General features: G+C 59.2%; 12 protein-coding genes. 2 read left to right on the top strand and 10 right to left on the bottom strand.

Going from position 1 to position 11,712, the window contains the following annotated elements; translation table 11 throughout:
* Positions 1-742: 742 nt before the first annotated feature.
* The 4 genes from tcyN to AO277_RS06590 form a co-directional block, all read right to left on the bottom strand.
* Complete coding sequence (gene tcyN / locus AO277_RS06605) at positions 743-1,486, bottom strand: L-cystine ABC transporter ATP-binding protein TcyN (protein WP_044319779.1); 744 nt, start codon at positions 1,484-1,486, stop codon at positions 743-745.
* Between the two features lie 3 nt (positions 1,487-1,489).
* Positions 1,490-2,158: a cystine ABC transporter permease gene (tcyL, locus tag AO277_RS06600; protein ID WP_002551604.1), complete on the bottom strand. Its 669-nt coding sequence runs from the start codon at positions 2,156-2,158 to the stop codon at positions 1,490-1,492.
* The gene (gene tcyJ / locus AO277_RS06595; RefSeq protein ID WP_002551605.1) at positions 2,155-2,952 is read right to left on the bottom strand and encodes a cystine ABC transporter substrate-binding protein; all 798 of its coding nucleotides are present in this window, start codon (positions 2,950-2,952) and stop codon (positions 2,155-2,157) included. Before tcyJ ends, tcyL begins: the two co-directional genes overlap by 4 nt.
* 218 nt (positions 2,953-3,170) lie before the next feature.
* Entirely contained in the window at positions 3,171-4,169 is a 999-nt protein-coding gene (locus tag AO277_RS06590; protein ID WP_044319778.1) for a D-cysteine desulfhydrase, read from the bottom strand.
* 197 nt (positions 4,170-4,366) lie between these two features.
* Between AO277_RS06590 and epsC the strand changes: the two genes are divergently transcribed.
* Positions 4,367-5,320: a serine O-acetyltransferase EpsC gene (gene epsC, locus AO277_RS06585; protein WP_002551607.1), complete on the top strand. Its 954-nt coding sequence runs from the start codon at positions 4,367-4,369 to the stop codon at positions 5,318-5,320.
* A gap of 13 nt (positions 5,321-5,333) precedes the next feature.
* Here the strand turns inward: epsC and AO277_RS06580 are convergent, their stop codons facing one another.
* The 6 genes from AO277_RS06580 to hutC all read right to left on the bottom strand — a co-directional run bounded on the left by AO277_RS06580 (position 5,334) and on the right by hutC (position 9,876).
* Positions 5,334-6,041, bottom strand: coding sequence for an anti-sigma factor (locus tag AO277_RS06580; RefSeq protein ID WP_005743144.1), 708 nt, complete (start codon positions 6,039-6,041; stop codon positions 5,334-5,336).
* Positions 6,038-6,604 carry a sigma-70 family RNA polymerase sigma factor gene (locus AO277_RS06575; protein WP_002551609.1) on the bottom strand — a complete coding sequence of 189 codons (567 nt, stop codon included), beginning with the start codon at positions 6,602-6,604 and terminating at the stop codon, positions 6,038-6,040. The genes AO277_RS06580 and AO277_RS06575 overlap by 4 nt, the downstream gene beginning before the upstream one ends.
* Before the next feature lie 103 nt (positions 6,605-6,707).
* Positions 6,708-7,241, bottom strand: coding sequence for a DUF3455 domain-containing protein (locus AO277_RS06570; RefSeq protein WP_005730965.1), 534 nt, complete (start codon positions 7,239-7,241; stop codon positions 6,708-6,710).
* A 105-nt stretch (positions 7,242-7,346) separates the two neighbouring features.
* A complete protein-coding gene (gene nhaA / locus AO277_RS06565) occupies positions 7,347-8,522 on the bottom strand; it encodes a Na+/H+ antiporter NhaA (protein WP_044319780.1) in 1,176 nt (391 codons plus the stop codon).
* 50 nt (positions 8,523-8,572) lie between these two features.
* Positions 8,573-9,169, bottom strand: a complete 597-nt coding sequence (locus AO277_RS06560; RefSeq protein ID WP_044319777.1) for a HutD/Ves family protein — start codon at positions 9,167-9,169, stop codon at positions 8,573-8,575.
* Positions 9,166-9,876: a histidine utilization transcriptional repressor HutC gene (gene hutC / locus AO277_RS06555; RefSeq protein ID WP_161795811.1), complete on the bottom strand. Its 711-nt coding sequence runs from the start codon at positions 9,874-9,876 to the stop codon at positions 9,166-9,168. The genes AO277_RS06560 and hutC overlap by 4 nt, the downstream gene beginning before the upstream one ends.
* 202 nt (positions 9,877-10,078) lie before the next feature.
* Here hutC and AO277_RS06550 point away from each other — a divergent pair, with 202 nt between their 5' ends.
* Complete coding sequence (locus AO277_RS06550; protein ID WP_044319775.1) at positions 10,079-11,443, top strand: formimidoylglutamate deiminase; 1,365 nt, start codon at positions 10,079-10,081, stop codon at positions 11,441-11,443.
* Positions 11,444-11,712 lie beyond the last annotated feature (269 nt).

Raw genomic sequence — 11,712 nt, 5'->3', positions numbered from 1 at the left:
CAGGATGCAGGCCGCCAAGGCAGCGTAAGTGGATAATTGTCCAACCTTCGGGGGGCATACCACAAGCAGTTGAGAGGCACCTCTCACGCCTATGCCATGTCGGCTGGCCAGCGGTATGGACGGGGCGGACAGGTCCAGAGGGGTCGGTTTGCAAATGATTTGGCTCATGTACAGGTGCTCCTGATAATCAATAGTTCAAGTAACGATTCGTCATAAATTGTCATGTTGAAGTAGTAAGAGGTGCGCTTGAGGCGGTGGGATAAGTACCTTAAATATCCAACTTATGGCAAGCATTACAAATGGTATGAAAAGAGGGCTTGAAACTTTAGTGTCTCACTAACTGAGTGATGTGTATGAGCTAATGGGCTTTGCAGGCACTTGTCAATATGTGGGTGGCGTTTGCTAGTGTTTTACTTGAAAACCGGAGACTTCCTACACGGTTTATTTGGAACTGTTTACTTCGCGATAAACAACCGTCCTACCACAAAGTACCAATAGCAACAGGCAGTAACCGACGGAGGAGGGCTCAGAAGAGGGTGTTCGGCAAGGGGCGTGTGTCTCAGGCCAGCCGACTACGAATCAGGTATGAGAGCTGACGTAGGCCGATTTTATTATTTCGATGATTTTTCGGAAAATTACGCGGGAATTGAGCAAGGATCTTGAACGATTAACGCCTTCTGAAATGTAAGAAAAAAGCAGCGCCGTTGATGGACGCTGCTTTTTTGGGGACCTACAGGCATGATCAGTGACGAGTGCGCTCAAGAAACTGCCGTGTGCGCTCTTCCTTAGGGTCGGCGAACAGTGCTTTGGCTTCGCCTTGCTCCACGATCACCCCCTTGTCGATGAAGATCACCCGGTTGGCGACCTCCCGTGCAAAGCTCATCTCGTGGGTGACGATCACCATCGTGCGCTTTTCTTCGGCCAGGGCGCGAATAGTGGTCAGCACCTCGCCAACCAGTTCCGGGTCCAGTGCCGAGGTTGGCTCGTCGAACAGAATCACTTGCGGCTCCATCGCCAGCGCCCGTGCAATCGCCACGCGCTGCTGCTGCCCGCCCGAGAGACGACGCGGGTAGGCGTCTTCCTTGCCGGTCAGACCGACCTTGGCGAGCAGTTTCCTGCCCAGCGCCTCGGCGGCTTCCCGCGCGACCTTCTTGACCACTACCGGGCCTTCAATGACGTTTTCCAGCGCTGTGCGATGCGGAAACAGATTGAAGTTCTGAAACACGAACCCTACCTGCTGGCGCAACTGGCGAACCAACCCCTGTTGCTGGTTCATGGAACGTGTTCCATCGATCTCGATGTCGCCCACCTTGATCCTGCCGCTATCTGGTGTCTCCAGCAGGTTCAGGCAGCGCAGCAGGGTGGTCTTGCCCGAGCCACTGGGACCGATGATGGCGACGACTTCCCCGGCTTCTATACGCAGATCGATGCCCTTGAGCACCTGATTGCCCTTGAATTTCTTGGTGAGTTTTTCAACGACTATCATGCGTCAGGTCTCCAGATCATGCCGGTTGACCCTGGCTTCCAGCTTGTTTTGCAGGTGCGAGAGCGCCGTGGCAAGGATCCAGTAGATCAGTGCGGCGGCCAGGTACATGGTGAAAATTTCAAAGGTGCGTGCGGTGATCAACTGCGCCTGGCGGAACAGCTCCGGCACCTGAATGGTGGCGGCCAGCGCGGTGTCCTTGACCAGCGAAATGAAGCTGTTGCCCAGCGGCGGCAAGGCCGTGCGTGCTGCTTGCGGCAGTATGGCCCGGCGCATGGTCTGCCAGCGGGTCATGCCGATGCTTGCGGCAGCCTCCCACTGACCGCGTTCCACGGAGCTGATGGCCGCACGCAGAATTTCACAAGCATAAGCGGCCATGTTCAACGAAAAGCCGATCAGTGCCGCGCTCAGGGGTTCAAGCTGGATACCCAGTTCCGGCAGGCCGTAATAAATCACGAACAGCTGAACCAGCAAGGGCGTACCGCGAAAGAACGACACGTAGATGCGTGCAATCCAGTTCACCAGTTTGAGGCGCGACAGGCGCATCAATGCCAGGCCGAAGCCCAGCAGCAACCCGAAAAACATCCCGCCCAGGCTGAGAAAGACGGTGTAATACGCGCCCTTGAGCAGAAAGGGCGCGGAGTCCAGCGCGAGCTGAAGGCTCTCTTCGATCATTTGGTGACGTCAGCGTTGAAGTATTTCTTCGACAGTTTTTCCAGGGTGCCGTCGGCGCGCAGTTTGTCGATCGCCTTGTCGATAGCTGCCTGCAACTCGGGTTCGCCTTTGCGCAGGGCAATGCCGGACTCCTGACGTGAAAACGCGTCACCTGCGGGTACAAGTTTGTTTTTGGTCTTGGTAGCCATTTCCAGAGCTGCCAGACGGTCAACGAGAATCGCGTCGATACGGCCTACACTCAGGTCCTGGATTTTGCTCGGGTCATCGTCATAGGTTTTGACGATTGCGCCCGGGACGTTTTCCTTCAACCATTGTTCGTAGTTGGTGCCCAGCCCCACGCCAACCTTCTTGCCGGTCAGGTCCTTGGCTGTCTTGATGGTGTCTGCGTTCTTCTTCAGAACCAGCGCCTGAATGCCGGACACGGTGTAGGGCTCAGAGAAGTCGTACTTCTTCTTGCGCTCCTCGGAGATGGTCACCTGATTGATCACCACATCCAGACGCTTTGAATCCAGAGCGGCCAGAATGCCGTCCCATTTCGATGGCTGGATCTTGGCTTTCACGCCCAGTTCCTTGGCCAGCGCTTCGGAAAACTCGACTTCGAAGCCGGTGAGCTTGCCGTTTTCATCGACGAAGCTGAACGGCGGGTAAGTGCCTTCAAGGCCCACATTAAGCGTGCCGCTATCCTTGATTTTCTGCAGTTGCTCGCCAGCCATGGCTTGCCCGGCGATACCGGTACCGAGCATCAAGCTCAGTGCCGAGAAAAGAAACGTGCGACGAATAGCGGAAATGTTCATGCGAGCCCCTTGTTGGTATGGAAGTGTCTGGCCTTTTTCTGACCCGACTCAAGCAACTTCGTGCTGATTATTCAGCTTTTTTCAGGCAGTTACGTCAGGTGTTCCGTCAGTGTTGTTGTCTGCCAGGCGCGACTATATAGCCATCTGCTTATGAGGAAAAATAACAAAAAAAGTTATTTTCCCTTCCAAAAGGCATAAACGCTGCACAGGCTGAAAAGTTACTGATCAAACGCATCCGGGTAGGCAAACAGCGCCGGAGCACCGCCAGTGTGCAGAAAGATCAGCGGGCCGTCGTTGAAGCGCTGACGGCCAATGCCATCCAGCAAGCCGGACATGGCCTTGCCGGTATAAACCGGGTCCAGCAACAGCCCTTCATGGCTGGCCACCAGCTTGATCGCTGCCAGCGTACCGGCGTTCGGTTCTCCATAACGCGGAGCGAAATATTCGTCCCACAGTTCAACCTTGAAGTGCTCCGGCAGGGCGATATCCAGTAATTCTGCCGTACGCTCGGCCAAGCCCTGTACTTTGGGCAGTTGTGCTTCTTCACTGCGCGAAACGGTCACGCCGATAACCGGCAATTGCGGCAACTCGTGAGCCAGTGCCAACGCCAGGCCGCTGTGGGTGCCCGCGCTGCCGGAGGCCAGAACAACCGCCGCAAAGTCGATGCCGGTCTGCTTGATCTGCTCAGCCAGTTCCAGCCCGGCGCGAACATAACCCAGCGCACCGACCGGGCTTGATCCACCGATGGGTACCAGATAAGGCTTCTTGCCGCTTGAGCGCAGACGCGCAGCCAGCGCGTGCAGTTGTTCGTCGGCGTTGTCGAGGTTTTCAACCCGCTCGACCTTGGCATCGAACAGCTCCAGCAGCAGGCGATTGCCGTTTTTCAGGTAACTCGGGTCTTCAGTGCCGGTGGGGTTTTCCAGCAGCGCCACGCAGCCAAGGCCCAGGCGCGCCGCCAGGGCAGCAGTCTGGCGAACATGGTTGGACTGGATAGCGCCCGCAGTGATCAGCGTGTCGGCACCCTGGGCCAGCGCGTCTGCTGCGAGGTATTCAAGTTTGCGAACCTTGTTGCCGCCCAGCGCCAGGGTAGTGGTGTCATCACGCTTGATGTAGATATCGCGATCTGCCCAGATCGACAGGCGCTCAAGCTTTTCCAGAGCCGTCGGCGCGCTGATCAAGTCCAGGCGATTGAAACGGGCAAGCTGATTTTTGATCATGGTGGTCGGTAAGCCGTGTAAAGAGTCACCGGACTATAGGCAGACGTTTCCCGCACGGCAACTTATCTGTGCTCACTGCTCTGTTGGCGTATTCCTACAGAAATTGTTGTTTTTTTCGTCTGAATGTTTGCCGTAGAGTGGCAACAGCAGCGGCCAGCACTGTCGGTCGCCACCCTTCACATCAAGGAGAGTCAAGCGTGAGCGATATTCCAGAAGCATCCGCCGACGGCAGTTCCAGCCACTGGCAGTTGCAGCGGATCGTCAGCCAGTTGCGCGGCGCGAGAGAAGACTGGCGGGCGCGCAACCGTCGGGTAAGCGGCGAGCACGGCGGGCGCGAACTGCCTTCGCGTGCAGCCATGGGCGAAATTCTTGAAGCGCTGAGCGGGGCGTTGTTCCCGATGCGGCTTGGCCCGGTGGACCTGCGTGAAGAAAGCGAAGATTTTTACGTGGGGCATACGCTGGATGTGGCACTCAATGCGCTGCTGGCCCAGGCCCGCCTGGAGCTGCGCTACGTCGCCCATCAGCAGGGCGGTGACCTGAAGAGCATCGATGCGCGAGCGCTCGAGCTGATTCAGGGTTTCGCCATGGCCCTGCCGGGTATTCGTCTGTTACTGGACACTGACGTGCTGGCCGCCTACCACGGCGACCCGGCCGCACGCAGCGTTGATGAAGTGCTGCTGTGCTACCCCGGCATTCTGGCGGTGATCCACCATCGTCTGGCGCACCATTTGTATCGCGCCGGTTTGCCATTGCTGGCGCGCATCAGCTCGGAGATTGCCCATTCGGCGACCGGTATCGACATTCATCCGGGCGCGCAGATCGGCCCGAGCTTCTTTATCGACCATGGAACAGGCGTGGTAATTGGCGAAACCGCGATCATCGGCGAGCGGGTGCGGATCTATCAGGCCGTGACCCTGGGCGCCAAGCGCTTCCCGTCGGACGAGGACGGCCAGTTGCAGAAAGGCCATGCACGGCATCCAATCGTTGAAGACGACGTGGTGATCTACGCGGGTGCGACCATTCTGGGGCGCATCACCATCGGTAAGGGCTCGACCATCGGCGGCAATGTCTGGCTGACCCGCAGCGTACCGGCGGGCTGCAACCTGACCCAGGCCAATTTGCTGCAACAGGATGATTGCAGCAAGAAGTGAGATCGCTCCGTTATCAGATCACCTTCACTGCCCGGCCGATGAACTGGATCGGCCCGGTAGGCTTGCCTATTGGCGAACCGGTGGATTTCTCCAGGGTCAGTTCGAACAGCTGATTGGGTTGCAGTGGCGGCAGTTTGTCCAGCGGAACATGCAGGCTCTGACCCGGCTTGACCAGCCCGAGTGAGACCGGGCCTTGCCAGTCGTCACCCTTGGTCCAGAACTCCAGCGCCTTGTCGTTCGGAACCTCGAACACGCCAAGCGGAATAAGCTGGATTTCCTGCGAGTTGCTGGCTTGCACAACCCAGCCGGGAGCCTTGTCCTGCGGCCCGACCAATACCACGAGGTAGGACGGTTGCGCCGGCGCGCGGGTCAGCAACGTCATGCCCAGCACCAGCGACGCCGCTAATCCGGCACCCGCCAGCCCCCGCCAGACCGACAGGTTGTCCCACCAGCGCACTCGCTGTCTGTGCAGCGCTTTGGCGGGTGCTGCCAGCTCCAGCAAGTTACGTTCGATGCGATCCCACAGGCCGGGCGATGGCGTAACCGGTTCGGCCAACTCTGTCAGGGGCAGCAGGCGCTGTTCCCAGGCATCGATGGCCGCCTGCAGATCAGGCTCGTGGGGCAGGCGACGCTCTACGTCGAGCCTTTCCTGTGCCGACAGGGTGCCGAGCACATACTCGCCCGCCAGGTCATGAATGTTGTCGTCTAAAGGCCGGTTCATCCCATGCACTCCCGCAAAGCCGTCAGGCTGCGCTTGATCCAGGCTTTGACCGTACCCAATGGCGCGCCGATCTTCTGCGCGATTTCCTGATGCGAATAGCCGTCTACGTAAGCGTGAAAGATACAGTTTCGGCGTACCGGCTCGAGTTGCTCCATGCATGAAGTCATCCGTCCTGGATTGACCCGCCAATCGAAAGCATCCCCGGTTTCCTGCCAGCCTTCCAGGGTTGCCTGTTCGTGATGATCGTCGCTGCCGTCATCCTCGACACGTACCTCGCGCGCCGTGTTGCGCAGCGTGTTCAGCGCAAGATGCCGGGTCACGCTGAATATCCAGCCACGCGCCGAACCGCGCGCCGCGTCGAAGCTGGCCGCGTGGCTCCAGATTTTCAGGAATGCGTCATGCACGATGTCTTCAGCCAGCGCCCGGTCACGCACCAGCCGCTGAGCGACGCCGAGCAGCCGCGCGCTTTCCTGTTGATAAAGACGCTGCAAGGCCTGCTTGTCACCGCGAGCGCAGGCCTGCAACGTTGCTTCGTAATCAAAGAGAGATTCGTGCGAGGACAAGATGATCCGCCATCGAAGGAAGACTACTGCCTCGCTGACATCACGAGGCTCCCGTGCAGCAGCATAGCCTACTGTTGCACGGTCACCTGATTAAGCGCATTGATCAGCTGGCGGTCCAGAACAGGTAGTCGGCCTGATACTTGACCACTTCCTTCGCGCCCTTGTTGCTCTCTGCACAGGCTTTGGCCGGGGCTACGCCGCCTTTCAAGGCCACGCGCTGAATGTAAGTGACGCCCGTCATTGCGCCCTTGCCTTCAGCCGGGTTGGCCTTGACCAGTTGGTACGGCAGGTTGCCTGCGCTCGACGGGGCCACAGCAACCTGAGTACCGGTCAGTTTCGAGCCGTCTTTGGCTTCCCAGGTGGCCGGTGGGCCGTAGTAGGTGCCGACCTGTTTGCCGCTCTTGTCATTGAGCACGGCCTTGGGACCGACGAATGCCCACTCCATCTCGTTGGGCATGTTGGCCTTGGCGCGGCACTCGTAAGTGATCTCGCCGACCCCGGTGGTGGTCATGCTGACTTTGTTGCCGGCCGGTACCCTGACGCTTTCGGGCAGGTCAGTCTGAGCCATGGCAATGGATGACAGGCAAGTGAAAGCCAGGGTGCTACCAGCAAGGCAGAGCAAGCGTTTTGCGTTCATGCAGAAATCTCCAGATTGTTTAACCGCGCTCAGCAACTCGAAGTGGCTGCTGAATGTACTACCCGCGAGAAACCCATCCGGATGCAGTGATTTGAAAATATTTTTTCAGTGCCGGCTGAAACGGCTGCGCAGCTGCAAAATACCGGCAATTGCCGCGAGGCCCGAGCCGATCAGCACACCGACTTTTACTTCATCGATCAGGTGCTGCGAACCAGGAAACGCCAGGTTGCCGATGAATAGGCTCATGGTAAAGCCGATGCCGCACAGAATAGCGACGCCGTACAACTGCACCCAATTGCTGCCTTCCGGCAATGTCGCCAGCCCGGCACGAATCGCCAGCACTGCGGCAAGGAACACTCCGATCTGCTTGCCGACGAACAGGCCCAACGCGACACCCAGCGGCACCGGGTCGATCAGGTTTGCCAGGGTGATGCCGGAAAGCGATACACCCGCATTGGCAAAGCCGAAGATCGGCACCACAGCGAACGCCACCCAGTAATGCATTTTTTCTTCAAGAAACAGCAGCGGCGAGCGTGCTTCCTCCTCGGGCTTGCCCATCGGGATGCACAGCGCCAGCGCCACGCCGGCCAGCGTGGCGTGTACGCCCGATTGCAGGACGAAGAACCATAGCAGTGCGCCGAGCAGCAAATAGGGCAGCAGACGGCGGACGTTCAGGCGATTCAGCGCGATCAGTACGGCGAGGGTCACGAATGCGGCGGCCAGCATCGGCAGGTTAAGCCCCGAGCTGTAGAAAAACGCGATGATGGTTACAGCACCCAAGTCATCGAGAATCGCCAGCGCGGCCAGAAAGACCTTCAGCGAGGTCGGCACCCGACTGCCCAGCAGCGACAGCACGCCGAGGGCGAAGGCGATGTCGGTGGCCGCTGGAATCGCCCAGCCGCTGAGGGTTTGCGGGTTGCCCCAGTTAATCGCGATGTAGATCAGCGCAGGCACCAGCATGCCGCCCGCCGCTGCAAAGCCGGGCAGGGCGCGTTGTCCCCAGGTTGCCAGGCCGCCGGCCAGCACTTCGCGTTTGATCTCCAGGCCGACCATCAGAAAAAAGATGGCCATCAGCCCGTCGTTGATCCACAGCTCCACCGACAGGCCCAGCCAGACGCTGTGCAGAATCGAGAAGTAGCTCGCTGAGAGAGGAGAGTTGGCGACGATAAGGGCGGCCAGCGCCGCCGCCATCAGGACGATGCCGCTTGCTGATTCGGAGGCGAGGAAACGGGTGAGGACGGCAACGCCTCTGGGCGTTTCCCGGTTGGAAACTTGAGTCATGGTCATCCTTGAGTGCAAGGCTATTTTTTTATGAGGTGCCAGGAATGCGTCTACAGGCCCGTGGCGGTGAGTTCGATCAGGCAGCAACGACTGGCGCGAGGTGATTGCAGTTCGATTTCCAGCAAACCGCCAGAATTATCCACTTGAGCGCAATCAAGTTTACCGAGAATTTCCCACGGCTGGCCGTTCACGCTTATCGCTACTTCTTCGGCCATGCTGAACAGCACGAAGGTGCTGGCTGAACTGAACAGCCGTTGCGGATGACGCACGTCTATCCAGTGCAGGCGTGCCGTGTAACGATGAGGAGCATAGATCAGATTGAAGTCGCGAATCGGCCCGTCCAGCAGTGTGCAACTGACTTCACTGTCGCCGCTGAACGCAAACGGGTCCGATGGCAGCAACGGGCGGCTGGACACACCGTCCACGTCCAGCGTCATGCCCGCGCCCTGCAAAACGGTAATGATGCGTTGATAACCGGCGAACACCGAGAAGCCGCCCGAGGTTTCAATGTCGGCAATCGACAGCCGCCAGCCGAAACCGTCGAGGTCCTGGCCTGCATCGCGAGCGATTTCTTCAGTGCTGCCACCGCCGTTTTTCCACGGCATGCGCGGGTAGTCGACGGCACGCAGGAGGCGAGTCTGGCTCATTTGGTAAAGCGTCCTTCCAGGCGATGGCGGGAGCCGGGGTGGATCAGGCGCGCAGCGGTGACGGGCTGGCGGCCTGACCAGGTACGGCGACGAATCAGCAGGCAGGGCTCTCCGGCATCGATCTGCAACAACGTGCATTCATCGGCTTCGGCGAGGATCGCCTCGACCACATGCTCGCCTTTGGTGAGCGGCGCAACCTGCGACAGATAGGCGTAAGGTGTCTGCAGGGTGAAGTCCTGCCTGAGGTAGTCCGGGGCGACCTGGGCGTTGACGAAGCGGTCTTCGATCTGTACCGGAATGTCGTTCTCGTAGTGCACGATCAGTGAATGGAACACCCGCTGGCCTTCGCGCATGTCCAGCGCCAGAGCGCGCTCGGAGCCTGCGGCTTCTTCCTTTAGCACCATGACCTTGCAGGTATGGCGATGGCCGCGCGCGGCGATCTCGTCAGCAATGTTATGCACTTCGAACAGCGCCGACTGGCTTTTGGGTTCGGCGACAAAAGTGCCAACACCCTGCATGCGCACCAGCAAACCTTCAACGGTCAGCTCACGCAGGGCGCGGTTGATGGTCATGCGGCTAAAACCCAGTTGCGTCACCAGCTCGCTTTCCGACGGTACGCGATGGTGCGGCGGCCAGGTGCCATTCTGGATCTGCAGGGCGATCATGTGTTTGACGCGGGCGTACAAGGGTGCGGGACTTTCGCCCATCTGGGCTGCCAGGGAAGAAGAGGCGGGCGGAGTCGACACGTGTGAGTCCTTGTTTTCAAAATGACGTTTTGACGATGATTCAGACGCCTGAGAGCGCCACGCTAACCATTAACCTGCTGCTCGGCAAGCGTGCCGAAGGTTTACCGGTCGCTTAAACGTCTGTATATGTATATACAAATTACAGTGATGAGGTGTGAAGTCAATGTCAGCCTTCTTTGCCGAGCGCGCGTTACTCCCCGACGGCTGGGCCAACAATGTGCGTCTGGAGGTCAGCCAGGAAGGCGTTTTGACCCGCGTCGAGGCCAATACGGATCGGCAGGATGCCGAAATCGTCAGTGGCCCGTTGCTGCCTGGCATGCCGAACCTGCACTCTCATGCGTTTCAGCGGGCGATGGCCGGGCTGGCGGAAGTGGCGGGCAACCCCAACGACAGTTTCTGGACCTGGCGCGACCTCATGTATCGCCTGGTGGGGCGCATCAGTCCGCAGCAACTGGGCGTTATCGCTCGCCAGCTGTACATCGAAATGCTCAAGGGCGGTTACACCTCGGTTGCCGAATTTCATTACGTGCATCAGGACCTGGACGGCAAACCCTATGCAGATCCTGCCGAACTGGCCGTGCAGATCAGTCAGGCGGCAAGTTCGGTCGGCATCGGCCTGACCCTGCTGCCGGTGCTTTACAGCCACTCGGGGTTTGGCGGGCAGGCACCCAACGAAGGGCAGCGGCGGTTTATCCACAGCACTGACAGCTATCTGGATTTGCAGGCTCGTCTACGCCCGCTTCTGGCGGCTCAGCCCACGCAGCAGTTGGGTCTGTGCTTCCACTCGCTGCGTGCGGTGACGCCACAGCAGATCAGTGAAGTACTGGCGGCCAGCGACCAGCAGTGCCCTGTGCATATTCATATTGCGGAACAGCAGAAGGAAGTCGATGACTGCCTGAACTGGAGCGGTCGGCGTCCGCTGCAATGGCTGTATGAAAATGCCCCTGTGGATAACCGCTGGTGCTTGGTGCATGCGACCCACGCCGAGGCAGATGAGGTGCAACTGATGGCGCAAAGTGGCGCGGTGGCCGGGTTATGCCTGACCACCGAGGCCAATCTGGGCGACGGTATCTTTCCGGCGGTGGACTACATTGCCCAGGGTGGCCGATGGGGAATTGGCTCGGACAGTCACGTTTCGCTCAGCGTGGTCGAGGAGTTGCGCTGGCTGGAGTACGGCCAGCGTCTACGCGATCAGCGTCGTAACCGGCTGTATCGCAGTGATCAGCCGATGGTTGGCCGCACTTTGTACGACGCCGCGCTCGCGGGTGGCGCGCAAGCGCTGGGGCAGCAGGTTGGTACGCTGCAAGTGGGGCAACGCGCCGACTGGCTGGTGCTGGATGGCAACGACCCTTACATCGCCACGGCTTTGGGCGACGCCATTCTCAACCGCTGGCTGTTCGCCGGCAGCTACCGACAGATTCGCGACGTAGCCGTGAATGGACGCTGGGTAATACGCGAAGGCCGACATGCCGCAGAAGAGCAAAGCAACCGCGAGTTCGCGCAGGTATTGAGGGAATTGCTCGGCTGATGCAAGNCGGAGCATGGGCACGATAGTGTTCTTGCGGACGCTTGGCGTTCCTCACTTTCCAGCCACGACGCTTATCGTTCCTCACGCTCCAGCGTGGGAATGCTGTGGGTGACGCTCCGCGTCACAAATCTGCGCCGCGCCGCCCAGCGAAAATCGGACGCAGAGCGTCCAGGACGGCATGCCCACGCGGAGCATGGGCACGATAGTGTTCTTGCGGACGCTTGGCGTTCCTCACTTTCCAGCCACGACGCTTATCGTTCCTCACGCTC

This window comes from Pseudomonas amygdali (assembly GCF_002699855.1).
Lineage (GTDB): Bacteria > Pseudomonadota > Gammaproteobacteria > Pseudomonadales > Pseudomonadaceae > Aquipseudomonas > Aquipseudomonas amygdali.
This window is presented reverse-complemented; position numbering and strand designations above follow the sequence as displayed.

Bases quoted from the DNA above. Each gene is read 5' to 3' on its own strand.
- hutC (WP_161795811.1), bottom strand. From the start codon at position 9,876: ATGGGCGAAAGTCCCGCACCCTTGTACGCCCGCGTCAAACACATGATC.
- AO277_RS06560 (WP_044319777.1), bottom strand. From the start codon at position 9,169: ATGAGCCAGACTCGCCTCCTGCGTGCCGTCGACTACCCGCGCATGCCG.
- tcyN (WP_044319779.1), bottom strand. From the start codon at position 1,486: ATGATAGTCGTTGAAAAACTCACCAAGAAATTCAAGGGCAATCAGGTG.
- tcyL (WP_002551604.1), bottom strand. From the start codon at position 2,158: ATGATCGAAGAGAGCCTTCAGCTCGCGCTGGACTCCGCGCCCTTTCTG.
- AO277_RS06550 (WP_044319775.1), top strand. From the start codon at position 10,079: ATGTCAGCCTTCTTTGCCGAGCGCGCGTTACTCCCCGACGGCTGGGCC.
- AO277_RS06570 (WP_005730965.1), bottom strand. From the start codon at position 7,241: ATGAACGCAAAACGCTTGCTCTGCCTTGCTGGTAGCACCCTGGCTTTC.
- tcyJ (WP_002551605.1), bottom strand. From the start codon at position 2,952: ATGAACATTTCCGCTATTCGTCGCACGTTTCTTTTCTCGGCACTGAGC.
- AO277_RS06580 (WP_005743144.1), bottom strand. From the start codon at position 6,041: ATGAACCGGCCTTTAGACGACAACATTCATGACCTGGCGGGCGAGTAT.
- nhaA (WP_044319780.1), bottom strand. From the start codon at position 8,522: ATGACTCAAGTTTCCAACCGGGAAACGCCCAGAGGCGTTGCCGTCCTC.
- AO277_RS06590 (WP_044319778.1), bottom strand. From the start codon at position 4,169: ATGATCAAAAATCAGCTTGCCCGTTTCAATCGCCTGGACTTGATCAGC.